The 22,775-nt window shown below is 61.4% G+C and carries 33 protein-coding genes; 14 read left to right on the plus strand and 19 right to left on the minus strand.

Going from position 1 to position 22,775, the window contains the following annotated elements; translation table 11 throughout:
* Positions 1-88: 88 nt before the first annotated feature.
* The 19 genes from ACHMXK_RS23560 to ACHMXK_RS23650 all read right to left on the minus strand — a co-directional run bounded on the left by ACHMXK_RS23560 (position 89) and on the right by ACHMXK_RS23650 (position 12,458).
* A complete protein-coding gene (locus ACHMXK_RS23560; RefSeq protein ID WP_397442603.1) occupies positions 89-1,027 on the minus strand; it encodes a phage capsid protein in 939 nt (312 codons plus the stop codon).
* Between the two features lie 70 nt (positions 1,028-1,097).
* A complete protein-coding gene (locus ACHMXK_RS23565) occupies positions 1,098-1,472 on the minus strand; it encodes a DUF2190 domain-containing protein (RefSeq protein ID WP_397436538.1) in 375 nt (124 codons plus the stop codon).
* A 58-nt stretch (positions 1,473-1,530) separates the two neighbouring features.
* Positions 1,531-2,742: a hypothetical protein gene (locus tag ACHMXK_RS23570; protein WP_397442602.1), complete on the minus strand. Its 1,212-nt coding sequence runs from the start codon at positions 2,740-2,742 to the stop codon at positions 1,531-1,533.
* A gap of 102 nt (positions 2,743-2,844) precedes the next feature.
* Positions 2,845-3,138: a hypothetical protein gene (locus ACHMXK_RS23575; protein ID WP_397442601.1), complete on the minus strand. Its 294-nt coding sequence runs from the start codon at positions 3,136-3,138 to the stop codon at positions 2,845-2,847.
* A 443-nt stretch (positions 3,139-3,581) separates the two neighbouring features.
* Positions 3,582-4,067, minus strand: coding sequence for a hypothetical protein (locus ACHMXK_RS23580; RefSeq protein WP_397442600.1), 486 nt, complete (start codon positions 4,065-4,067; stop codon positions 3,582-3,584).
* Positions 4,068-4,072: 5 nt separating this feature from the next.
* A complete protein-coding gene (locus ACHMXK_RS23585; RefSeq protein WP_397443117.1) occupies positions 4,073-4,561 on the minus strand; it encodes a regulatory protein GemA in 489 nt (162 codons plus the stop codon).
* A complete protein-coding gene (locus ACHMXK_RS23590; protein ID WP_397442598.1) occupies positions 4,558-5,475 on the minus strand; it encodes a DNA cytosine methyltransferase in 918 nt (305 codons plus the stop codon). The genes ACHMXK_RS23585 and ACHMXK_RS23590 overlap by 4 nt, the downstream gene beginning before the upstream one ends.
* Positions 5,472-5,945: a hypothetical protein gene (locus ACHMXK_RS23595; protein ID WP_397442597.1), complete on the minus strand. Its 474-nt coding sequence runs from the start codon at positions 5,943-5,945 to the stop codon at positions 5,472-5,474. Before ACHMXK_RS23595 ends, ACHMXK_RS23590 begins: the two co-directional genes overlap by 4 nt.
* Before the next feature lie 144 nt (positions 5,946-6,089).
* Positions 6,090-6,260, minus strand: a complete 171-nt coding sequence (locus tag ACHMXK_RS23600) for a hypothetical protein (RefSeq protein ID WP_397442596.1) — start codon at positions 6,258-6,260, stop codon at positions 6,090-6,092.
* Positions 6,257-6,889, minus strand: coding sequence for a DUF3164 family protein (locus tag ACHMXK_RS23605; RefSeq protein ID WP_397443118.1), 633 nt, complete (start codon positions 6,887-6,889; stop codon positions 6,257-6,259). Before ACHMXK_RS23605 ends, ACHMXK_RS23600 begins: the two co-directional genes overlap by 4 nt.
* Complete coding sequence (locus ACHMXK_RS23610) at positions 6,886-7,122, minus strand: hypothetical protein (RefSeq protein WP_397442593.1); 237 nt, start codon at positions 7,120-7,122, stop codon at positions 6,886-6,888. Before ACHMXK_RS23610 ends, ACHMXK_RS23605 begins: the two co-directional genes overlap by 4 nt.
* On the minus strand, positions 7,119-7,751 hold the full coding sequence (locus ACHMXK_RS23615; RefSeq protein ID WP_397443119.1) for a hypothetical protein: 633 nt from the start codon (positions 7,749-7,751) through the stop codon (positions 7,119-7,121). Before ACHMXK_RS23615 ends, ACHMXK_RS23610 begins: the two co-directional genes overlap by 4 nt.
* Positions 7,748-8,035 carry a hypothetical protein gene (locus tag ACHMXK_RS23620; RefSeq protein ID WP_397443120.1) on the minus strand — a complete coding sequence of 96 codons (288 nt, stop codon included), beginning with the start codon at positions 8,033-8,035 and terminating at the stop codon, positions 7,748-7,750. The genes ACHMXK_RS23615 and ACHMXK_RS23620 overlap by 4 nt, the downstream gene beginning before the upstream one ends.
* Positions 8,032-8,346, minus strand: a complete 315-nt coding sequence (locus tag ACHMXK_RS23625) for a hypothetical protein (RefSeq protein WP_397443076.1) — start codon at positions 8,344-8,346, stop codon at positions 8,032-8,034. Before ACHMXK_RS23625 ends, ACHMXK_RS23620 begins: the two co-directional genes overlap by 4 nt.
* Positions 8,346-9,344, minus strand: a complete 999-nt coding sequence (locus ACHMXK_RS23630) for an AAA family ATPase (RefSeq protein WP_397443121.1) — start codon at positions 9,342-9,344, stop codon at positions 8,346-8,348. The genes ACHMXK_RS23625 and ACHMXK_RS23630 overlap by 1 nt, the downstream gene beginning before the upstream one ends.
* Positions 9,341-10,960 (minus strand): Mu transposase C-terminal domain-containing protein, encoded by a 1,620-nt coding sequence (locus ACHMXK_RS23635; RefSeq protein ID WP_397443074.1) that lies wholly within the window; start codon positions 10,958-10,960, stop codon positions 9,341-9,343. The genes ACHMXK_RS23630 and ACHMXK_RS23635 overlap by 4 nt, the downstream gene beginning before the upstream one ends.
* Before the next feature lie 78 nt (positions 10,961-11,038).
* On the minus strand, positions 11,039-11,221 hold the full coding sequence (locus tag ACHMXK_RS23640) for a hypothetical protein (RefSeq protein ID WP_397443122.1): 183 nt from the start codon (positions 11,219-11,221) through the stop codon (positions 11,039-11,041).
* Positions 11,218-12,240 (minus strand): hypothetical protein, encoded by a 1,023-nt coding sequence (locus ACHMXK_RS23645; RefSeq protein ID WP_397442750.1) that lies wholly within the window; start codon positions 12,238-12,240, stop codon positions 11,218-11,220. The genes ACHMXK_RS23640 and ACHMXK_RS23645 overlap by 4 nt, the downstream gene beginning before the upstream one ends.
* A gap of 2 nt (positions 12,241-12,242) precedes the next feature.
* Complete coding sequence (locus tag ACHMXK_RS23650) at positions 12,243-12,458, minus strand: DNA-binding protein (protein ID WP_397442751.1); 216 nt, start codon at positions 12,456-12,458, stop codon at positions 12,243-12,245.
* 220 nt (positions 12,459-12,678) lie between these two features.
* On the opposite strand from ACHMXK_RS23650, the gene ACHMXK_RS23655 reads away from it, so the two are divergent.
* From ACHMXK_RS23655 to ACHMXK_RS23720, 14 genes are all read left to right on the plus strand, one after another.
* Positions 12,679-13,344: a S24 family peptidase gene (locus ACHMXK_RS23655; protein WP_397442753.1), complete on the plus strand. Its 666-nt coding sequence runs from the start codon at positions 12,679-12,681 to the stop codon at positions 13,342-13,344.
* 18 nt (positions 13,345-13,362) lie between these two features.
* Positions 13,363-13,941 carry a hypothetical protein gene (locus tag ACHMXK_RS23660; protein WP_397442754.1) on the plus strand — a complete coding sequence of 193 codons (579 nt, stop codon included), beginning with the start codon at positions 13,363-13,365 and terminating at the stop codon, positions 13,939-13,941.
* A gap of 15 nt (positions 13,942-13,956) precedes the next feature.
* Positions 13,957-14,430, plus strand: coding sequence for a hypothetical protein (locus tag ACHMXK_RS23665; protein WP_397443123.1), 474 nt, complete (start codon positions 13,957-13,959; stop codon positions 14,428-14,430).
* Positions 14,431-14,526: 96 nt separating this feature from the next.
* Positions 14,527-14,982 (plus strand): putative holin, encoded by a 456-nt coding sequence (locus tag ACHMXK_RS23670; protein ID WP_397442756.1) that lies wholly within the window; start codon positions 14,527-14,529, stop codon positions 14,980-14,982.
* An 84-nt stretch (positions 14,983-15,066) separates the two neighbouring features.
* Positions 15,067-15,618 (plus strand): transglycosylase SLT domain-containing protein, encoded by a 552-nt coding sequence (locus ACHMXK_RS23675; RefSeq protein WP_397443102.1) that lies wholly within the window; start codon positions 15,067-15,069, stop codon positions 15,616-15,618.
* The gene (locus ACHMXK_RS23680; protein WP_397442757.1) at positions 15,615-16,151 is read left to right on the plus strand and encodes a hypothetical protein; all 537 of its coding nucleotides are present in this window, start codon (positions 15,615-15,617) and stop codon (positions 16,149-16,151) included. Before ACHMXK_RS23675 ends, ACHMXK_RS23680 begins: the two co-directional genes overlap by 4 nt.
* Positions 16,148-16,687: a hypothetical protein gene (locus tag ACHMXK_RS23685; RefSeq protein WP_397442758.1), complete on the plus strand. Its 540-nt coding sequence runs from the start codon at positions 16,148-16,150 to the stop codon at positions 16,685-16,687. The genes ACHMXK_RS23680 and ACHMXK_RS23685 overlap by 4 nt, the downstream gene beginning before the upstream one ends.
* A gap of 52 nt (positions 16,688-16,739) precedes the next feature.
* Positions 16,740-16,898 (plus strand): TraR/DksA C4-type zinc finger protein, encoded by a 159-nt coding sequence (locus ACHMXK_RS23690; protein ID WP_397443103.1) that lies wholly within the window; start codon positions 16,740-16,742, stop codon positions 16,896-16,898.
* A complete protein-coding gene (locus ACHMXK_RS23695) occupies positions 16,895-17,173 on the plus strand; it encodes a hypothetical protein (protein WP_397442759.1) in 279 nt (92 codons plus the stop codon). Before ACHMXK_RS23690 ends, ACHMXK_RS23695 begins: the two co-directional genes overlap by 4 nt.
* 4 nt (positions 17,174-17,177) lie before the next feature.
* Positions 17,178-17,684 carry a DUF1804 family protein gene (locus ACHMXK_RS23700; protein WP_397442760.1) on the plus strand — a complete coding sequence of 169 codons (507 nt, stop codon included), beginning with the start codon at positions 17,178-17,180 and terminating at the stop codon, positions 17,682-17,684.
* Between the two features lie 3 nt (positions 17,685-17,687).
* A complete protein-coding gene (gene terL / locus ACHMXK_RS23705; RefSeq protein ID WP_397442761.1) occupies positions 17,688-19,334 on the plus strand; it encodes a phage terminase large subunit in 1,647 nt (548 codons plus the stop codon).
* Complete coding sequence (locus ACHMXK_RS23710) at positions 19,331-20,890, plus strand: DUF935 family protein (RefSeq protein WP_397442762.1); 1,560 nt, start codon at positions 19,331-19,333, stop codon at positions 20,888-20,890. The genes terL and ACHMXK_RS23710 overlap by 4 nt, the downstream gene beginning before the upstream one ends.
* Positions 20,887-21,201, plus strand: a complete 315-nt coding sequence (locus tag ACHMXK_RS23715) for a DUF4406 domain-containing protein (RefSeq protein WP_397442764.1) — start codon at positions 20,887-20,889, stop codon at positions 21,199-21,201. Before ACHMXK_RS23710 ends, ACHMXK_RS23715 begins: the two co-directional genes overlap by 4 nt.
* A gap of 20 nt (positions 21,202-21,221) precedes the next feature.
* Positions 21,222-22,358 (plus strand): phage minor head protein, encoded by a 1,137-nt coding sequence (locus tag ACHMXK_RS23720; RefSeq protein ID WP_397443124.1) that lies wholly within the window; start codon positions 21,222-21,224, stop codon positions 22,356-22,358.
* Positions 22,359-22,775: the final 417 nt, after the last annotated feature.

Below are 22,775 nucleotides of genomic sequence, written 5' to 3' on the forward strand. Positions count from 1 at the left end.
AGCCACCCGCCTTGCGTTCACCTCTGCGCTTTCGCCAACTCCCGGCTCTGGCGCTTCACAGGTGCTGCCTAGCGGCTCCTTTGAATCCCTACGCGACCGCTGCGCTGAACAAATAGCCCAAGTCTGGAGCCGTAACCAGTTCCTTGACGGACTCGCCGACGCGGACACGCACACCGCCTCGGAGACCGATGTCCGGATCGACAATCTCACCGGCTACGCGGGGGCCGAACTGGGCGGTGAAGCCGAAGGTGATGCCGAATTCGGTGTCAGCGCTCATGTTGCGGTGAAGGATGGCGCAGCTCTTGCCCCAGACCCGCGTCATGGCGGGCGCCTGGCCCTTGCGCGCGGTGTTCAACCAGCCTTCGCCGACGTACAGCTCGTCCAGTTCGAAATGGTCGGCGAACTGGCGGCGGCTGATGATGCCGGCGTCTGTGTTGTTGCCGAAGATGGCCTTGCACATCTTGGGGTGCTGACGCAGCACGGTCCAAACGGCGCGGCCAATGACACCGATGTTGCCCTTCATGATCATGGCGTCTTGTGCTGCCAGGATGTCGGCTTGCGGGTTGCTGTTGGCATAGTCGCTCCATTGGGCTTGGCCGACCAGCGTCTGCTTGTTGCCCGCGCCATAGTTCGCGGCGTTGAAAACCAGGCTGGCGGCGCGTGCTTCGCGCTTCACCAAAATCAACTCGGTCAAACCTTGCGCGGCGCGCAGTTTGGGGTCGGGCATGCCGGGCATTGCCGCAGCGTTCATGCTGTCCGAATTGGGGATGGGATCATCCAGGCCGTGGTCTTCGGTGGAGTCCGGCGTTTCGGTTGATGTGAACTCGACCTGGTTGACCTGGCCTTTGCGGCCGACCTTGGTCTCGGGCGGGCTGAAGAACTCACCCAGTGGGAACTTGTTGTACTTGAAGTTCTGCGCCGCGACGGGCACACGGGGCAGAACGCCATCGGCGATCATGGCCCCATTTTTATAGGCCACTGCGACGGCGCAGAGGACGGGAGTTACTACAAAAGGCGCTTTCGACATGGTTGCTCCTAGAAAATTTGGGTTGGCTTGAGGCTGGTTCGGGTCAGGTACTGGCGGGTGCTATGGCTGTTTAGCCTTGCATCACGCCGGGGGCGATCTGGTAGTCGATGACGTCGTCCAGCACACCGCTCTGCAGAGCGAAGCCGATGATGCGAACGTTGGAGCCGGCAGCCGGTGCCGCCGTGATGCCCTTGGAGGACGCATCGGCGGTGATCGGGTCGCCCCGCGTCACGGCGGCGCCCAACTTCACCTCGCCAGTGCCCGTGGTGGGGTAGTCCACCTGTTCGCCGACGTCCTTACCCAGGGCGTCGTTGGTGCCGATCAGCTTGTCGGTCGCGGCGGTGGCCAGCGCTGCCGAGTTGTCGACGGTGCCGTGCTTGATGATCAGAAAACCGGCGATGGCCGCTTGGGCAAGGACGCTCCGGTGTTGAAGAGGTGCAGACATTGAAATGCTCCTGAAGTGTTCGTGGATGGTTGGAAGGGCGGGGATGGTCGGTGCTGGCTTACTTGGCGTCGGTAGCGGTGCGGATGACGTGTTGCACCGCGTTGGCCGCACTGATGGTCCGGCCTTCTTTTTCTTCAGCCGCCATGAAGTCGTTGGCCGCCTTGGTCACCGCCTCCGTGTTGTTGACGTCCAGCGCGCCCTCGTCGATTACCCGACCATTGCCGCCGATCTTGATGACAGGCGGCTGCGCGGCCATGAAATCCGCAAAAAACTGCGCCGGGGTTTTCTTGCCTTCGCCGCCTTCGGCCTTGGAAAAGCTGAACTCTTGGCCCGCGTCTTCCAACTGGGCCATGTACTCGTACAGGCCGGCTTCGTTGGCGGGCAGCACAAGCCCTTTGTCTTTCCAGCCCTTGATCAGGCCGGCAATGCGGGTTTTCTGCTCGGCCTTCTTCAGGTCGGTCAGTTGAGTTTGGGCGGCGCTGAATTCGGCTTCAGGGACCATGCCCTTTTTGCCTGCGGTCTCGCCCTCGCTGCGGGCCAGTGCCACGGCGGCGTCGAGTTGCTCTTGAGTGATCATGGTTTCGTCCTCGGTCGGTTGGTTGAAAAGGGATGCGGGCTTGTCGTCGTTGAACTGGGCGCGGGCGGTGCTGGCCGCTTCAGTCATCGAGTCGATTTCCCATTGCGGCAGGGTCGCGTCGGCGGCCTCCAGGCCGTCCTTTTCGATCATTCGGTCGCGCAGGCGGCGCAGCAGCTTGGCGGCGCTCTCCAGGCCCCAGACTAGGGAATAGCCAGGCGCGGCGAATTCAAAGCAGGTTTCGTCGTCGGCTGCGAACTCGACCGGCTGCAGTCCGTCGATGGCGGGCGGCACGGCGCCCAGCCAGCCAACATGGCGCACGCGCCAGCCGTGGACCTTGTCCTTAATGACGGAAAGCGAACGGTTGTAATAGGCGCCGGAATCGACGCCAGCCTCAAAGGCCGGGTTGATCTTGTCGAATTTGGCGAACAGGCGCCCGTCGTCTTCCAGCTTGTACTCGGCCACCTGGGCATATGCCGGGGCGGTGTCCTTGGGGTGACCGATGACGGCCGGCGCGGCGCCGAGCTTGTGGTTGTCCACCATCTGCTCGACGTCGGCCTTGCTGAAGGTGACCTGTCGGCCCTTGCTGTCGGTGTGCGTGCCGGTCTTGAAGACCTCGACAAAGCCGCGCAGGCCTTTGACGGTCGCATCAATAGCTTTGGCGACCGGGCTTTTCTTGGTTGGTGCTTTACTCATGCCCCAACTGTGCCCAGACGGTCGCGCTAAATCTTGGTGAAGCGTTTCACCGTATTGGCTTTACGAGGCTCTGGGAAACGCCCTGGACGGGCGTGGTGGCGGTTAGTCGCCTTTGGCTGCCCGCGTTGCCGCTTCGCGGGCCTTGGCGCAATGGGCTTCAAGGTCAGCGCTGACCACTGACAACAGCGTGGCAAGGTCGCCGCGCTGCAATTGAGGGAGGTTTTCCAGAGAGCCCGCCTTGTCATTGGTCGTCAGCTGCTGCACGGCGCGCAGCGCGCCGAGCTGGTTATGCAATTCGTCAACGGCGTCCACCACACGGAATGCACGACGCTGCTGTTCAGTGGTGACATGGATCGCCTGCACTGTGGGCTGATCAAAGGAAACTGCTTTATTCATAAATGCCGCGTCGTCTCAGAAATTGAACAAACGGCGCAACCACATCAAATGGTGGCGGCGGCCCGAACAGGTGTGAGAGACCGGGAGACGCTTGGCGTTACCGGCAGGAGCTTGCGCCCCTCCCATTCGGGCCGCCAAAAACTGGCGCCCAAAGGAAGAAGCCGCAAACCAGTGCGGGGTTGCGGCCTCTTGCCGCGTCTCAACGGGCTCTCACACCCGGTCGCCCACTTTTTCTGGGCAACGTCGCAATTATGGGTCATTTGCCCGACCAGGCGCCAAAGGCCATTGATCGAACAGAGGCAGTTTTGAGGGTGTTGTGAAATCAGGCCCTTGGCGGGCCTGGAGGCTGTTAGAGCCTCAGTGGTGCCGCGCAGGTCCTGCGCGGCGGTTTTGAAGGGGTTTGCGGCGGTTTTGAAAGCCGTTTCGCTTGCCCGGCCCGGTCGTCAGGCCGGTTTGCCCAGACCGAAGGGGTCGTTGGCTCGCCCGGCGTAGTTCTCGGGCTCTTCAAGCTCATCGAACATATCGCGGGTTTTCATGTCCGTCATGCTGGCATCGCCGCCCATGATGTTGATGGCCTGGCGCCGACTGTAGCCGGTGGCCTCGGCGGTTTCGTCAAAGGTCAGGCCTTGCTCGCGGCATTGGCGCACATGGTCGTGGCGCAGTCGGCGAAGGTAGGCGTCACCCTTGGGCACTTCGAGCATACCGCCGCCCCACTCGGCGACCAGCTTCTCAAAACCGGTCGGGCTAAGCGCCATGCGCAGAGGGTGGTCTTCTTTGGCCTTGTCCGGCTTGGGCACCGATATGCGGGCGCCTGGCATGGAGCCGATCAGGCGCATCGCGTCGGCGTCACCCAACACCCGCGCCAGTTCACGGACGGCCGCAGGCAGCGCCTCGGGCTGGGTGGTGAGTGTGGGGATGTGGCGGGTCATGTCAGTCAATAGATGTTTGCTTTAACGCGCTGACCCCAGAGCTTCATGGCCTCGACCAGATGATTCAGTTGCTCGCCAGTAGCGAAGCGCAGCGCGTCCATGGGGCCGAGGCGGTGGGCGGCCAGTTGTTCCTTGCCCCACGCCTCGACGGCTGCGCTGCAGGCCGTGTGCGAAGCCGGGCGCGCCACCGCTCCCGCCTCGGACAGGGCGTACCACATGGCCAGCAGCTTCTTGACCTGCGGCTCGCGGATGAAACCGCGCTCACGGCTGGCCGCGCCGGTCTTTGCGATCACCACGAATCCCTTGGCCTTGAAGTGCTGCAGCAGCTTGTCCCGGCCGGCAGCGTCCAGCTTGGCCGAGCTGCTCTGTCCGGTCAGCTGCAGCATGACAGCGCGGTAGTCGTCGTCCGTCATGCCGTCACGCTTGGCAAAGAAAGCCTTGGCCAACTGGATCAGCACGATCTCGCGCTTGCGGATCACGTCGGTTGTGCTCATAGGGCAGCTTTCAGCGCGAGGATGTAGTCACGGCCCTGCCATGGAGCGACGGCATTACCGAGCATGTGGACGGCGAGCTTGTGGCTACGTGGCAGCACGTAGTCAACGGGGAAGCCCATGCCTGCGCGGTTTTCGTCCTTGGTCAGCATCCGCATGCGGTCGCCGTCAATGACGGCCCAGCGGTCGCGGGTTGTGATGGTTCCAATGGGCCTGTCCAGGCTGCGGCCCGTGGTGCCGGAGCCGCTGCCGTAGTACGGTGCCAGAAAGCGCTCGCCGTGGGCGCGCCGCCCGCTCGCAATACGGGCCAGCGTGTTCGCCGACCGGCCCGGTTTGTTGATGGGCGACCACCGACCGGCGTCAAAGTCAATGAAGGACGACGCGGGCCTGTGCGGGCAGATGGGCACGTTCAACGCAATGGGATGCTTGGACTTCGTGATGGCCAGCATCACGCGTTCGCGGTTCTGCGGTACGCCGTGGTCGGCGGCGTCGGACAGGTGCGGCGCTACCGAGTAGCCCAGCGCATTGAGTGCGGCCACCCACGCCGGGTACAAAGCCCACGACAAGAAGGCCGGCACATTTTCACCAAGTGCGGCCAGCGGCTTCTTGGCTTCGATGGCGCTGATGACGGCCCACGCCGTAGACCGGGCGGCGTCATGGTGTGGGCGCTCTTTTCCACGGGCTGGTGTGTGGCCTTGGCATGCCGACGACGCCAGCAACAAGTCCATATCTGGCACGGCTGACCAGTCTTGCTGGTGCAAGTCTTGGCAGGCGTGTTCCGCCTCTGGGTGGTTGGCCTGGTGTGTGTCCACCGCTTCGCGCCAGTGATTGGCCGCCCAGATCACACGGCACCCGGCCATACGGGCAGCCAGGCTGAACCCGCCCATGCCTGAGAACAGATCGGCGACATTGATCATGTGGTCTCCGGCTTGTTGTTTTCGGCGTGCTCTGCGTCGGTCATGCTCCGGTAGCAACCCTGTCCTTCATCCCATATTTGCGACTCGGCGGCGCCGGTGGGGTCATTCCAGATGGTTGGGCGCTTTGCTGTGTCAGTAGCGCCCTCAATGATCTCGTCCTCGGTCGATTCCTCAACAATGCGGAACTTCACGTCGGGGACCCGTGGGTAGGTGCTGTAGTGCGCGGCGAGCAGGCCCAGACCGTCGTGGGTAAGGCCCCCGTCATGGTGAGCCGCCATCCGGGCGGCGTAGGTGTAGATATCGTCCATCCCGTTGATGTCCCAGAGCCCTCGCTTGAACTGGACGATGTACTCGTCCTCAGTGAGGCCGCCGAACATGGATGGCATCAGCTCAATCTCGATCACCTTTTCAATGGTGACCCGGATGGCCTTTTTCATTGGCACTTGCGGGGCCTGCTGCGTTTCAGTCATGGATTCGCTCCTTTGTTGAAGCCCTGTAAAACGGGATGTGACAGGGCTTTAAAAAAAGGCCCCAAGGCCGAAGCCTCGGGGCATAAAGATCAGGCCGTCTTGACGGTTTCCAGCCGTCCGGTCGTGATCAGGGAGACATTCGATTCATTGGATTGCCGCGACCTCTGCAACAACCTTTTGGACTGCCTTGACCCAGCAGGCCTGGTGCCCCGGTTCAAGGTCGGTCCACGGAAAGGGCTTGCCGCCGTTTTGCTTGACCCCTTCCGCCTGGTAGGCCTCATAGGCCGCTTGCGCGAGCTGCTGGAAGGACTTCATATCGAGGCGAGGTCCAGGTGGATCGGGATGTATTCGCCGCTCATGTCGTCGCGGGAATAAAACCGGATGTGTGCCTTGGTGCCGACAGTCTTGGTGCTGTCGCTGATCGCGGCCATGGCCCTGAGCCATTTGGGGTCGTCGATCTTCAGCGAGCGCAGGCCAAGCACGCGGCCCGTGTTGATCTTCCCGGCGCGGTCCACCTGAAAGGCCTGATTGACCAGGACCTTGATGTTGTCGTTGCTGCCCTTCGACCAGGATGCGATGCACTCGGCGATCAGCGACTGGGCGGCCTGCAGGCGCTCGTCAAAGACAAGGTTTTCCTGCATGGCGCGAACGATCTTGAAGCTGCCGTCAAAGTTGAACAGCGTGACGTTGCCCTTTTTGCCGCCCAGCTTGGCGTCGTACTCTGCCAGGCTGCGGTTGACAAAGTCGATGACGGACTGCATCGCGGTCAGCTTGAAGGCCAGCAGCGCGGCGCTGGCTTTCTGTGCCTCGACGCACAGGTCACGCACCACGCGGTCGCGGTCCTTGTCGATGGCCTTGACCTTGGTGATCGGGATCAGGGCATCGTTGGCGTCGCGCCAGTAGCCTGCAGGCACCGGGTCTTTGGTGAGTTTCTCAGTAGTCATGCTTTCCTCTCAGTTGGTAAATCGTTCCCGCCGCGCTGGGCCGAATAGGCATCAGCACGGACGTCAAAAATCACGTTGCCCGCCATGAACGGGTCCAGCAGCGCCTCGATCACGGCGCTGGGCTCTGCGGCGGTGGTCTCGGCGAGCGTGGTCACGGTGACGGGTGTGCCGTCCTTGGGCAGCAGGGCCAGCAGGCTGATCTGCAGGCCGTCGAATGCAGGCACGCGGTTCATGGCTGCGGCCCCTTGCCTTTGGCGGCCAGCTCGGCTTTCATCTGGCGCACCAGGTGGCTCTCCACCTTGGCGCGTGGCGGTGCCGGTGGCTGTGGGTCGTCTGCCGCTGGTGCCGGAGCTTGTGTCTCTACGCGGTCCAGCACCTCGCCAATGCTTGTGGCGCCGGCCTGGTTGGTACGGCCACGGCGCGTGGCGTCCACCTGCTTTTCCTGCGCGGCCTCGTCCTTGTCGGCCAGGCGCATCAGCACCTGGTAGAGGTAGCCATTGCCCTGCAGCGGCACGCTCAGCGTGCCCTTGTCATGGGCGTCAAAGACGGCCTGAAATGCGGCCTTCCAGCTGTCGCCGTTGACCAGCCAGGTGCGGCCAGTACGCTCGATGCTGTTGCGCTGTATGTCAGGCACCAGCTCGGCGAGCAGCCTGCCAACCACGCCGATACGCAGCTTTTGCTTGGGTGGCTTGTGCAGACGCAGATAGCGCACGACCATGCCGCCCAGCGGCAGGCTGTCAGTGACCACGGCTGCGATCAGGTGGCGCACCTGGTCGTCATCAATCATGCGCAGCAGCAGGCCGTCCAGGCTTTCCTCGGCGCCGCAGACGCCGCAGGTGTTGATCAGGTTGGCGGTGCTCATGCGGTAGCCCCTGTGCGGCACCATTCGCGGTTGCTGGCGTCGCCATAGCCCGGCAGCGATGGGTTGGCCTCGGTCACCTGCCACGCGGCGCGCAGGCGGGAAGGCACAGCCGAGGCGTGGCCAGTAGCGGTCAGCCGGTTGAGGCAGTCTTCCATTTGGACGGCGTCGAAAACCGGCTTCCAGTGCATGACCAGCTCGTTGACGGTCATGGGCCTGGCCGCACGGCGCAGGCTCAGCCAGACCATGCGGGCGGATTGGTCGATGTGACGGGCTGTGCTGGTCATGGACGTGGCCCCTTCAGGTAGTCCCAAAACAGCAGCAAGCCGCCCATCGCACTCTCGAAGGCATCTCGGGCTTGGGTAGCTGCCCTGCGGCCCATTGAGCGCCGGTAGGGGCCTTCCACCACGCCGGGAGCGAATGACGCGCAGCGCCCGCCATCCAGGCATTTCTGGTCACAGCAGTTGCGGGGAGCGGTGCCGTGCAGGCTCTGCCAATCCTGCTCCGCCTCGATCAGGGCCGTGGTGCGGTCGATGCCGAACCCGGCCACCAAACGGCTCGCACGGCGCTCGATCCAGTTGGGACGGTGGGCCGCCATCACTTCACCCCCTCGGCGCGTTTCTTGGTCATGAACAGCACCTTGGCGGCGATGGTCTCGATCAGCTTGGCGCTGAGCGGCACGGTGCCCATCCCGTAGTCCTTGATGGCGGGCACCAGGTTCTCGTTCAACACGCGGGCGCTGCCTTGGGAGTATTCCCACAGCGTGGCCAGCACTTCGTCGCTCAGGTCTTCCATGCCGAGCGCTGCACGGGCCATGTCGTCGGCGTCGTCGCGGCTGATCGCCTTGATCGTCTCGGGCCACATGCCGACGCGGCTGCGCACCTGGTCGAACTGGCCATGCTCGGGCTTGATCAGGCCGGTGAGCTTTTCCGTGCCGGCCAGCACCACACCGATCATGGCCATGTCGCGGATGCGGCGCAGGTGCTGCAGCGCGCTGGCGCTCATGTTCTCGGCTTCGTCGGCAATGATCAGGTAGTTGGTTTCCTTGAGGACTCGCACCAGCTCGCGGAACTTGCGGTCAAGGCCGTTCGGGATGGCGTTGTTCAACTGCATGAGAAGCTCGGTCATCAGGACGCCGGGCGTCATGTTTGGGCTGACTTCGATCAGCAGCGTCAAATGGCTGGTGGCCGCGTATTCCTTCAGGAACCGGCTCTTGCCGACGCCGACGTAGCCCGTGATGACACCGAAGTTCTGGTGCTTGCGGGTGCGGTCGCACACCACCGACAGCAGCTTGTGCACGCTGCCTTTGACGTAGCCGGGCGTGCCGTCGTCCAGTCGCTCGGTCTCTGTGGCCAGCACGGCCTGCATGGTGTTGAGCTGGCGTGTGGGGCTGGTGGCGTACTTGCCAGACAACACCTGGCTCAGCGTGCCGTTGGGGATGCTCGACTTTTTGCAGAGCCAAGCCTTCGACTGTTTGTGATCCTCCAGCCACTTGTTGATGGCTGCGGCCTTGGCGGTGTCTTCTGGCGTATAGGCGCTGGTGACCTTCTTGCCCATGGCAGGAAGGGACGGCTGGACATTTGCGGGGGTGGTCATTTGTCTTTCCTCCAAGTGAGTAAATCGATCTCGAAAACTTCGGCCGACTGCACAGGGGCAGCGGTAGGGAGCGCGGGGCGCAGGGACTCGATGGCGGCCACCTGTGTCTCGGCTGTGATGGGGTCTGCACGGCGCTGGCGTACCTCCTCGACCTTGCGTTCGAGGCGCTTGAGCTGGCCCGCAGCGCGGCGGTCGCGGCCTTCCTCAAGACGGCTGGTGGGCAAGACGCCGATGGTGTTGGCCAGCAAGGCTTCCATGACGAAGCGGCCCTTCTCATCGAACAGCCAGACGCGGCTGTCGTCAAACAGGTCGTACTCGGCCTGCAGCTTCTTGCCGTCGAACAGGGCGAGGGCCTCGGCGAAGTAAAAGCGGTTGTGCAGGCGAATGCTCTGGCGCCCGACGCTGACCTCTTCACGCGGCCTGACGACGCTGTCCATGCTCAGCTCGACGCTGACCGGCTTGAGGCCTGCCCAGACCTGTGCCGGGGTACGACCACCGAGCTTGTCCTGCGGGGCGTTGTGATAGCCCTCCAGAAACTGCATGAAGCTGGTGACGTATTCGGCAAGGCTGGGCAGCTTGCGCGTCGGGTCTTTTTTGTTGAGATCAGCGCTCAGTCGGCGATTGGTCTCCGGCGCCATGTCGTCGCCGCAGTACACCTGGCCACCGGCAAAGAACTTGTCGTGCTTGTCGCGACAGGTGCGGAACCAGCGCTCAATCCAGCCCTTGCCGTGCGGATTGCCCGGCAGCGCGCTGATCATGCCGATGTCGAACCGGCTGTAAAAGCCGGTGACCTCGTCGCTGAGCATCTTGGAGCGGTAGCCCGCGCCCCGGTCAACGTACACCCATGCAGGGACGTGATCGTGCATGCGCAGGGCCTGGCTCAATGCAAACAGGGTGGACACGCCGCTTTCGCTTTCTGTGAACCACAGGCCAGCGATGTAGCCGCTCTTGATGTCGATGAAGGCCGTCAGCTCGGGGCGGTAAGGCTTGCCCGTGTTGGGGTGGCCGACATAGCAGTCAACGGTGTGGCCGTCGCCTGCGTATATCTCGCCGACCAGCACTTCCTCCAGGCTGCGCCGCTGAAATTTCTGGCGCCGGAGCTTGTGCAGGTGCGGGCCAATGCGGGCCGGGCTGAACTTGCCAAGGGTGGCAGGCATGGCTTTGAGGTAGCGCGCTACGCGGCTCTCGGTCACGTCTTCAAAGCCTTCTTGAATCAGCTTGAAAGCCACGTCGGCGTAGCCCGGCTTGCCCGGCAGGTTGTAGAGCGCGACGGCGCGCACTTCCCAGCCGTAGTCCTGACGGACCCGGCCTTTGTATTTCGGCAGCAACCCGGTCACGCCTTCCTTGCGGTAGGCAGACAGGGCGCGCTTGATCGTGGGCACGGAGACGGTCTCCCAGCCCACCAGCGTCATCAGGTGGCGCATGCGGCTGTCGAGCTTGCCCGCCGCTGACTGGCTGACGAACAGGGCTGCGACGTTGTTGATGCTCGCGCCACCGTCCACCAGCTCGTCCAGCGGCTTGAGCAGCGATTCGAGGAATCCGGCCACGCGCTTCTGATCTTCGTTTGCGCAGGCCCAGTGGTCGTCCGGGTTCAGCGCCGCAGGGAGGTCACTCATGTGTCGGATTTGTTTGGTCAATGCCTGAACTGAGCCCATGTGTTTCACCTATTGGGGGTGGGGTGGAACAGCCGGGCCTCAGGCCTTGGCCTGGCGGGATAGAGCCTGGGCGGCGCGCATGGCACGTTCTTCCTTGCTCTTGTGGATGGGCGTTCGGTAAACGACCTCGACACCGCGCCGCGCGCAGCCCTCGACAAACTCGGGGGTGCAGTTCTCGCGGGCGTAGTCAACGACAATTTGCTTAGGCCTGGACTTGCTCATTTTTTGCTCCCTGGTGCCTCTGGTGCCTTAGCGGGGCGGCCCTTGCCCTTGGGCTTGGCCTGGTCGCGTTCGTGCTTGCGCAGCGCCTCTTCGTGGCTGTGCAATGCGGTCAGCTGCGTCCAGTCTTCGGCGACACCCTTGATCTCAGATTCGTCAAGAAAGGCCAGCGCGTCGGGCTTGCTGGCAAGGCGTTCGGCCTGTTCGCCCATCGCCTCGACGTAGCTCTTGATGGAGCCGTCGATCAGCTCGCGAACAGCCATCAGACCGGACAGGCCAAGGCGCAGGGTCGGCTTGACCCACTCGCTGGCCTCGGCGTGGCCGCTCAAGGTCACGGCTTCGACGCCCACCGGGTACATGGACGTCACTGCCAGTTCTGCCTTTTTGACAAGGCTGGCCATTTCGGCGCGAATGTCGGCGATCACCAGCGGCACGCCTTGGTCGTCTTCGTCGCGCTGGTTGCGCTTCTTGAGCTTTTTCAGGGCACCGTCTCGCTCAGCCTCGGCCGTTTCCACCTGCACCGACAGGTCGGTGGCCTGAGCCTTCAGGTCGCTGATGCGCTGGCGTAGCTCACGCACGCTCAGGGCATCAAGATCGCCGGCTTCTTCGTCGCTCAAAAGGTCTTCAATGACAGCCGGGTCAGCGCTGGCCAGCATTAACACCTTGGATTTCGGCATGCTGAGCATGTCAGCCCGCTGGGCATCTGGCAGGCTGGTGGCGAACTTGGCCATGCGCATCAACTCTGATGCGCGCTGGCTTGAAAGACCCGTTTCTTCAAGGGCTGCGGTGAAGTCACCGTGCTCCAGCTCGCCCTTGACCGACAGCAACAAATAACCGGATTCAACAGCAAGGCGTGCGGCCATGTTGTACGAGACAACCGCCCGCGTGATGCGGTCAGCGGCCGGGCCACCGACGACGATGCCCATTTGCTGGGCGGCTTCGGCGTCTGCGGGGCTGAAATCAAAAGCCCGGACAGTCCGGGGATTTGCTTCGGTGACGGCTGTGGATGGTTTTTTTGCCATGATCACGCCGCCTTCTTGAGGCCGAAAGCCACGGCCACTTTGTGGCCTTCGCCGTAAAGGCCCTTATTCACGCCGCGCACCACCTCGGAGACGGTGCGGTAGTCGAAGTCGTGCTTGGCGGCGAACTGCTTGAGGGTCACACCCTTGGCCTGCAGCAGTTGCTTGGCCTCTTGCGGCGTCTTTGCGCGGATCGTGGGAACGTTCGCGTTTGTGGACATTTTCTGTTTCTTCATTTCCATATAGCCCTTTTTGTTGACAGTGGATTAGCTGTTATTGAACTGTTGTTGATCATAGTTCAACAAAACGGGTAACACAAGTGATTTGGTGCCTTTTTGTTGAATCGATGTGATCTAGTAACCGGAATGAAGTACTTGCGGGGGCTATGCAGACCGTTTTGTGGGTGCGATACTCTCGTTTTTGATTCACCGTGAATTAACCGTGAACGAACCACAAGAACAAACAGGGTCAACAAACGTGGGAATAGGTGAACGCCTGAGGGAAGAGCGCGAGCGGCTAGGTCTTGCGCAAAAAGAGTTCGGGACGAAATGCGGCGTAAGCAAAACGTCTCAGTTCAATTACGAGGTTGGAGAACGATCGCCAGACGGCGAGTACTTCTCCCTGGCGGACAGCCTGGGCGTTGATACCGCCTACGTGATCACAGGCAGGCGGTCCAAGGCTGCAGCAAACGACGACTTCGTGGTGATTCCCCGGCATGACGTTGCGGCCAGCGCTGGCCCTGGCGCGGTCAACGGTGAAGGCGCTGAAATATATGGGCTTTGCTTTCGCAAGAGCTGGTTAAACAAAAGAGGCCTGCAGGCTTCTCAGCTCCGGGTGATCGACGTGTCTGGAGATTCCATGACTGGCAAGCTGTCAGACGGCGACCAGGTGCTGATCGACATGTCGCAGACCACTCCAAAAAGCGGGTTCGCCTATGTGCTGCGACAGGGCGACGAACTGCTGGTGAAATACGCGCAGTTGCTGCCCGACGGCATTCTGCGAGTGAGCAGCGAGAACCAGTCTTACCGACCATATGACATCGATCTGAGCAAGACGACGGATGTATCTATCCTTGGCCGCGTTGTGGCCTCAACTCATGAGTGGTAATTTTTAAGGGAAATAGCCATGGCAGATAACATTCAAAGCGGGCAATCGCTGCAACCAATCACGAAAAAAATCATTACGGCGGCCATTGGTGCGGCCGTCGGTTTGCTGTTGTATTACCTATTTGTCCTTGGCCCAAAAAACCAGGCTCAACAGCCGCCCACTTCGTTGCAATCTGCCGCAGTTGTTCGTGAACACAATTACGACTTGAAGGAGGGCGTGGACTATGGTTACACCGTGCTGCTCACTGATGACCAGCGAAAAGCAGGAAAGGCCAGTGCAGAAATTGTGATGTTCAGCTATGCCGGCCAGCGCGACGGCAAGCATCAGATACACGCGAGGCAGACCAGTATTTTGACGGCTTATGAGTGCGCCGCACCCTGCGAGATCATCAAGGTGATTAGCGCCATGGATATTGATGGACTACGCAAAACAGTGAATGTTGATCGCCTACGGCCCAGCCCGAACATGATTGCAGCTCTGGCGCTGCAAGACGCCATGACAGGCAAGCTAGAGCCTTACGCTGAGTACCAAGGTAAGCAGCGGTATGGACTGTGGGTCGATGAGCGGCAAGGCATCGTGCGTACCGCCTTAAGGTGAACTCGTGATCCGACCATGGAAATATTAGGGGTCATGTTCTCGCAGGGTGAGCTTTGGATTCTGAGCCTGCTGAGTTTGCCGATCACGGCGCTACTCTCTTACCGCATTGGCTTGAACCAAGCGGCGGTGGGTCGGCGGGCGGCGGCTGCTGCCACTTTCAGGATTGCCCTGAATCGAGCGAAGGAAAATCTCCCGCCGATAGACCAGCACTGGACAGCCGGTGGCTTGCATTATTTGGTCGAGCCGTTGCTGAAAAGCGTGCGCCCCGCGATAAATGACTTTCATCCATATCTGACCAAGAAGGCCGGCAATGCATTGCTGCGCACATTTGGGAAATTGGAAATGCATTGCGGCACCCAAATGAACTCCCTGAAATGGGCAATTGAATACCACGGCGCTGTGGGCTCGCCCCCTGACGGGATGCGTTACGCCAAGCAACGACTGTTTGATTTAATTGAAGAGTTGAAAGCACAAGCGCCAGACAAGTAGCCCCTCTGGTGAAATGCTTCACCAAGATTAAAGCGCGCTGATTCCAGACACTGAGGGCTCTCATCGAAGAGCCCTCTTTAACGTCTGGAGTCAATCATGTTTCTCAAACTTCCGCGCATGCTGGTCTGGCTGGTGCTGACCATTGTGCTGATGGGTCTGGCGCTTCTGCTGCAAGCCGAGGCGCCGGGCAACTTGGTCGCTGTCACGCTCTACAAAGCGCACTTGCTCTCACTCGGCGGCTGGGGCGGCTATTGGCTCGACCGGGCGCTCTTTCCCCACGCCCGGCCGCATGAGCTGGCCGAACTGCTCGACGCTGACGCGGCCGCCCGCATGGCGTATGCAGCCTATTGCCGAACTGGTGGAGGCAAGACCTTTGACGGTAAGCCGTTGCCGACTTATGAAGTGCTGGGCGCGGACCGCCAGGCCTGCTGGGAAAGCGCGGTAACCGCCGTCTTTTCTGACCGAGATTGCGCCCGCGCCTTCGACCTGGCCGAGCTTCGCCGCGCCGTAATCGTCGCGGCTTGCCTGATCACTGTCGGGTTGGGGGCATAAGTGGCCAAGCCCCGCATGAAGCTGGCCGCCCGCATGGCCCTGTGGTTCCACATAGGCCTGGCGCTACTGATGCTTTGCGCGTTCATGTCCGTGGCTTGTGCTCAAGGCATCCCAAGGGACGCCCAGCGTCATCAGGCCACGCTCAAGCGCGAGGCACAGCGCGTCTGGGGCCTTAATGCCCCTGTGGCCACCTTTGCCGCACAAGTCCATCAGGAGAGCCGCTGGCGCGAGGATGCGCGGTCCCCGGTGGGTGCGGTAGGCCTGGCGCAGTTCATGCCCGCAACCAGCAACTGGATCGGCGGCCTGTATGTCAGCCTGGGCGACCGGGCGCCGACAAACCCCACCTGGGCACTGCGCGCACTCGTCACCTATGACCGATGGCTGGCCGACCGCATCAAGGCGGTGGACGACTGCGAGCGCATGGCCTTCACCCTGAGTGCCTACAACGGCGGCCTGGGCTGGGTTTACAAGCGCCAGAGGCTCTCAAAGGAGCCGGGGCGGTGCCTTGACGCCACTTGCACGATCAACCCCGGCGTGACCCCTGCCAGTCAGCGCGAGAACCAGCATTACCCCGAAGTCATCCTGCGGCGATATGAGCCGCTGTATGCGGGCTGGGGTGCGGGGAGCTGCTCATGAAGACCTGGGTGAAGTGGTGCATCGCTATAGCTGTCATCGCCTGTCTGGCTGCTATCGGCCGCGCAGAAGTGGCGCTGTACGAACACGGCAAAAAGGTGGGCAAGCAGGAATGCGAAGAGGCACACACCAAGTCCGACAAAAAGCAGCAGTCCAAGGCCAACGCCAAAACAAAGGGCGACCTCAAGCGTGCCGACGCCTCTGGCAACGCGCAGGAAAAAGGCCGCGCTGCCGTCGATCAGTTTTTTGAACAACTTACGAAGGATTCAAGCCATGAAGCTGCTGACTCTGTTGATAGTTGCGTGCTGCCTGACGCTCGGCTGCGCCGGTGGAACTCAGCCAACGCCGGACGCGTCGATACAGCCGATCAAGGTGGCGCCGCCCGCGAACTTGACACAGGCACCGGCCCCGCTGCCACAGGCGGCAACGGGCAAGGTGCCCGATCTGGAGGCGAATCACCGTCTGGTGGCCAAGGCGTACCACCAGCTCGCAACGCAGATGTGCAATCTGCTGGACTTTCTGGAGGTCAATCGTGAGCAATGCAACCAGTGGCGCACAACGAATGAACTACGTTGAAGCGCGCAGCCACATCAAGACTGGCGATCTGATCGCTCTGCGCACCACGCACGGCGGCTTTCCAGCCCTGGTGCGGTGGTTCACCAAGTCGCCCTATACGCACACCGCGGTGGCGCTGTGGATGTGCGACCGGCTGATGATGATTGAAACACGCATCGTCGCTGGCATCGTGCCCATGAGCCAGTTGGGCGACACCGATTTTGACGTGATCCGCTGCCCGGTGGCTGACCCGGAATATGTCTTTATCGAAGCCTTCAACATTCTGGGCACGCCGATCAATTACGACTTCATTGACCTGCTGCGCATCGCGGCCAGGTTGAAGCTGGGCTGGAAAGCGCCGGACGCTGACGACGGCCGCAAGGTCTGCTCGGCGCTGTCGGCGGCGGTGTATCGCCTTGCTGGCTGGAATCCGGCAGGTTTGCCCGGCATCCCCGCTCCGTGCGAGGTGGTTGCCGCTGCCGGACCTGTTGCCATCGAGGTGCGCAACGGTGGATGAAAAGTATTTGGAACAGGCGTCAGCGCTGGAGCAATCCCAGCGCGACACCCAAGTGCGACACGCTCAGGCCCAACTGGAAGGTGAAGGCCAGATCGATTGCGCGTCCTGCAGCAAACCCATCCCCTGTGACCGGCGCAAGGCAGTGCCGGGAGCGATTCGCTGCATCCATTGCCAGTCAACTTTTGAAAAATCCAAAGGACGCGGTTTATGAGTGATCCAAACCAGCAATTGCTGCAGCAGATGGGAGAGGTGCAGGGGCAGCTCAAACTGATGATGCAAGTCATCCAATCGAACCATGATTCGACACACCAGCGCATCAACGACTTTCGGCACGCTATTGAGGGCCGCCTGACTGGTGTGGAAGCTCGTGTGGGCGTGATCGAAAAGAACGAACGCGGCACAGCCATGCGCGTAGCAAGCGGCGGTGCCCTCGCAGGCGCTGTAGTGGCGGCTGCTATCGAAGCCATCAAGATGGCGAACAGGTAAGCAGATGGCTCACGACAAAACCACACGCGGCAAGGTGCGCGGCAAATACCTGCAGGGCATGCCTCTGACCGGCGCCGCCGAGCTGTGCGGGGTGTCGTACAACACCGCCCGAAACTGGAAGCGCACGGCCGCTGACGAAGGCGACGATTGGGACTTGGCCAAGAACGCCCGCCGCATGAGCAAGGGCGGCATGGAGGAAATGGCCAATGAGGTGCTGGGCGGCCTGTCCGAACAGTTCCTGGCCACCATCGAAGCCATTAAAGCCGACCCAAAAATGCCCGCTGACAAGCGCGCCGACATTCTGGTAAAGCTGATGGACGGCTTCAACAAGGCCATCGGCGCCGCGTCCCGCGCCATGCCCAATGGCAACCGCCTGGCCGTGGCCATGGACGTGCTGAAGTTCATGACCGTTTTCATCGGCAAGAATGCGCCCAAGCTGCAGAAGCAATTTATCGAATTGGCCGAGGCCGCGGGGCCGGAGTTCGTCGCCGAATTTGGCTCAGGGAATTAAGCGATGGCCAAGCAGCAAAAGCTAAAGGACAAAGATTTTCTCGCTGAACTGGCGGGCTTTGCCGAGCAGCAGCGCGTGATGATCGAGGCCGAGTGCGAGGGCTTTGCCACGGACTATTCGGCGCGGGACATGCGGCGCACCAGGGCGCAGTATGACTATGAGTTCTTCTGCCGCACGTACTTCCCGCACTACGTCAAAAGCGAATCATCGATCTTTCAGGCGTGGCTTTACAAATACCTGCCGATCCTGGTGGACAAGGCCACCGGCCAACTGGTCAACTTGTCGGCGCCGCGTGGCGAGGCGAAGTCTACGCTGGGCACGCAGCTCGGAACGATCTGGCTGGTGGTCACCGGTCGCAAGAAGTTCATTCCCATTGTCATGGACTCATTGGGCCAGGCCGCGACCATGCTGGAGGCCGTCAAGGTCGAGCTGGACAGCAACCCGCGTTTGGCGATGGACTTCCCCGAAGCCTGCGGCGCCGGCCGCGTGTGGAATGCCGGCGTTATCCTCACCAAAAACGAAGCCAAGATTCAGGCGTTCGGCTCGGGCACGCGGATGCGCGGCCTACGCCACGGCCCCCATCGCCCCGACTTCGTCTGGCTGGACGATATCGAGAATGACGAGAACGTGCGCAGCAAGGAGCAGCGCGATAAGGTCGAAAAGTGGGTTAAGAAGGTCGTGCTGCCGCTCGGCCCGCCCGACGGCTCGCTGGATGTGTTCTACCTGAACACGATCCTGCACTATGACTCGGCCGCAAACCGCTTTCACAGCAATCCCCAGTGGCGCACGCGCAAGAAGTTCAAGGCTGTCATTCGCTGGCCCGACCGCATGGACCTGTGGCAGAAGTGGGAGGAGCTGTTCATCAATCAGGAGGTGCCGGACGAGGCAGACCCGGACGATGAAGAGCGGGAAACCGAAGCGGACGCCTTCTACCGGGAAAACAAGGCCGACATGGAGCGCGGTGCGATTGTTAGCTGGCCGACCATGCGCCCGCTGCTGCGGCTTATGCAGATTCGGGCGGGCGACCACCACACCTTCGATTGCGAGTATCAGAACGACCCGAGCAATGAAGAGGCGTCGTTCTTTTCAACGATGCAGTACTGGGTGCAGCCGTCTCGCGATTGGATTTTTTACGGGTCGCACGATCCCAGCCTGGGCAAGAAAAACACCAATAAGCGAGACCCGTCCGCAACGCTGGTGGGAGGGTTCGACCGCAATCATGGAATTCTCGATGTGATCGAAGCCAAAGTGGCCCGCCGCACTCCTAGCCTGCAGATCAGCCACGTCATCGAATTTCAGCGTGAGTACGGGTGCCTGGTGTGGGCCTTCGAGGCCGTCCAGTTTCAGGAGTTCATGCGGCAGGAGCTGGTCAAGCAGTCCGCAATCATGGGCGTCCCGGTGCCAGCCATGCCGGTGATCCCGCACACCGACAAGGACCTGCGGATTGAGTCGCTCAGCCCGCACGTCTTTAACGGACTGATCCGCTTCAGCCAGGCGCACACGGTCTTAAACACCCAGCTGAAGCATTGGCCCGAGGCCGACCACGACGATGGCCCAGACGCGCTGGAAATGCTCTGGAAGATATGCGTCGCACGCGCTGGCGGCATTCCCCGAATCAAAACCGGCCCCCGAAAAGGAAATAAAAAATGAGTACCCTCCGTGGCCTGATCCAAGGCGTCAAAGGCTGGCTGGGCAAACCGCTTGCCACCGCCGAAACCGACCCTGAGCGCTTTCTTTCCTCCCTGGCCATGCTGCCTAATCCTGACCCGATCTTGCGGGCCATGGGCAAGACCGATGTTGTCTACCGTTCCATCATGGCGGACAGCCATGTAATCGGCGAGATTCGCTCCATTCGTGGTTCTTTTCGCTCGCATGAATACCGCCTGAAACTCGGCGCGCAAAACGACCCCAAGGCGGCCGCAGCGATGGAGCTGTGCCAGAGCTGGATGCAGAGCGGCCCGCCTAACAAGGTGGCCGACTGGATGGAGGTGATGTGGCAGATGTGCTCCTGCATCTTGACCGGCTACAAGGCCCACGAGCTGGTCTGGAACATTAACGCCGCCGGGAAGCTGGTGCCCAGCGAAGTCGCCGATCTCCCAGGCCGCCGCATTCATTTCGACTCATCCGCCAACCCGCTGCTGGTCAGCCGGGCCGCGCCCATGGGTGCGCCCGTCGAGCCCTACCAGTTCGCCATTTCGCGGCACATGGCCACCACGGACAACCCATACGGCATGGCGCTGCTGTCCAGTTGCTTTTGGCCGTGGACCTTCAAAACTGGTGGCTGGCGCTATTTCGTCAAGTACTGCGAGCGCCACGGCCTGCCTTGGCCTGTCGGCCGATACCCAGTCGGGACGGGAGAAAAGGAACAGGATCAGCTCGCCGATGCTCTGGCCAGCATGGTCGAATCCGGCTACCTGGTGGTGCAGGAGGGAACGGGCATCGAGTTGCTGGTGCCGCAGGGCGGCTCTGGTGCGGCACCACAGCAGGCCCTAATCAGCCTGGCCAACCGGGAAATGAGCAAGGCCCTGACCAGCCAGGCCATGATCGGCGAGCAGATGGAAGTCGGCTCACGCGCCGCAGCCGACACCGCCCAGGTCCGACAAAACAGCGTGCATGACTCCGACCGCGACATCGCGGCGTCCAGCATGAGCCAGATTTTTCGCTGGATCACGCTGTTCAACTTCGGTGAAGGTATTGCACCGCCGACCCTGGAGTTTTTCAAGCAGGAAGATGCCGGCAAAGACCGCGCAGAGACTTACGACGTGGCACGCAAGGCCGGCGCCAAGCCATCGCGCAAGGCCATGCTGATCGAACTGGGCATTCCAGAAGCCGAGGACGACAGCGATGCGCTTTTGCCCGATGCCAGGCCCGAGGTAAAGCCTCCACAGCCCACCGGCAAGCCAGACCTGAAGGCGGTTAACTTTTCGAAGGTTCCCGGCTTCAGCTTCGCCAGGGAAGCGGGCATGACGGACGACCAGGCGCAGCAACTGGCAATCGACGCCGCCGATCAGGTCATTGCCGACCAAATGATTGAGCCGATTGCGAACATGCTGGCCCAGTTCGAACGCGACGGCAAGACGCTGGCTGAGTTCAGCGCCGCGCTGCAGGACGTGGTCGGCCAGATGGACGATCAGGGCCTGCGCGAGGTGCTTGACCAGGCTATGACCTATTCCTTTCTGCGTGGCGTGGCCACGAATGCACCATGAAACGCATCTACATTGCTGGCCCGATGACCGGGTTGCCGGAATTCAACTATCCGGCATTTAACGCAGAGGCCGGGCGCCTGCGTGCGCTGGGCTATCACGTAGAAAACCCAGCCGACAACCCCGTGCCGCCTTGCAAGTCGTGGGCCGGATACATGCGGATGGCCATCGCGCAATTGGCCACCTGTGATTGCGTCGCGCTTCTGCCCGGCTGGGAGACGTCCAAAGGCGCAAGCGTTGAGCATCGCCTTGCGCACGATCTGGCCTTGCGCGTAGTCAAGGCTGGCGATATCTGCGAAGGGCCGCATGCCTGATCAGGTCGCCGCTCGCGAGTTTGGCGTCCAATTCAAGGGGGGCCATCGATAACCTTAAAGGCAAGCTGCCCGAGAGTACAACGGCATGGGATGACCTGGCCGGGCCGGTGCATGGCAAAGTCTTTGCCATCGCGGGGGCGACGAACACCGATCTGGTCGCCGACATTCAAAAATCGCTGGTCGGCGCCCTCGAAAAGGGCTCCACGATTACCCAATTCCGCAAGGACTTTGACGCCGCTGTGCAGAACCACGGATGGACGTACAAAGGCAAGCGCGGCTGGCGTACCTCGGTCATTTTTGACACCAACATGCGCAGCTCCCATATGGCCGGGCGTTGGGAGCAACTGCTGGCCAACAGTGGCAGCAGGCCATACCTTGAATACCGGACGGCTGGCGATTCTCGCGTCAGGCCACAACACGCGGCATGGAATGGGCTAGTTTTCCCCATCGGCGATGCCTTCTGGCAAACACACTACCCGCCCAACGGCTGGCGCTGCCGGTGCACGATCCGCGCCTACAGCGAGGACGACCTGAAGGCATTGGGGACAAAGCCCAGCGCACCCTTCAATCTGAAAACTCGCACTGTTGTCAGTCAGGACGGCGAGATAAAAGACCAGGTGCCGGTCGGCATCGACCCTGGCTGGGATCACAACGTCGGCCAGAGCTGGTTAAGCCCCGAGCTGGCGCTAGGCCAAAAGCTGGCCGCGTTGCCGCGCTACTTGCAGGGGCCGATGGTCGATAAAACCATTTCACCGGCCTATCAAAAGGTCTTAAATGACGATTTCAAAGCCTTTCGAAACGTCATTAAAACCGACAAGGTCGCACGCGGAAACGCACAGATCGTGGGTTTTCTGGACAGCCGCACGCTGGCCGCGCTCTCCGAGCATGTGCCTACGCTGGCATTGGAGACAACCGCCGTCGCAGTCTTGGACAGCAAAACGGTCCATTTAACTGGCGCCCACAAGGCCGCTAAGGGCGCGCAACTCTCTGGCCAGCCGACTGGATCGACGCGCTTCCCGAGAATGTCAGGAACTATCGGGCGGTGCTTTGGGACACTAAAAACGGCACGCTGGTGGTTGTGCCGTTCGGGCAAGCAACGAATTGGGCGGGGGTTCTGGGCGACAGCGTGGCAAAGATCGTCCTGCGTCCGAACGTAAAGACCAAGGCCGGGCTGGCGGCATCGGTGGTCAGTTTGGGATCGTCGCCGCGCGGCGACTTGTTGAAGTCCGGCCAGTACAAGCTGCTGGTCGGGAAGCTATGAAAGGGGCCGGGAGGGTCGCAAGTTCCTCATAATCACGCAAAGGCTGCGTGGGGCATGGTGCTTTCCAGTCCACCGGCTTGATTAAATTTTAGGTCAGCCGGGAAGTTCTGGCAATTTCCAGACTTCAATTGCTCAGCTTGTTGTTATTTTTCGGGCAATTAATCAGCTTTTGCGCGCCGATTTTTGTCACTGACTGGATCAAAACAAACGTTTTCGTTTCAGCAGGCCAAAAGCCCGTAAACCCTTGATTCCATGCCGTTTTCCGGCGTTTTTTTGCCCGTTTGTTTTTGGATCAATTCAAACATCACCCCCC

Source organism: Polaromonas sp. UC242_47, from assembly GCF_044452385.1.
Classification (GTDB): domain Bacteria; phylum Pseudomonadota; class Gammaproteobacteria; order Burkholderiales; family Burkholderiaceae_C; genus Polaromonas.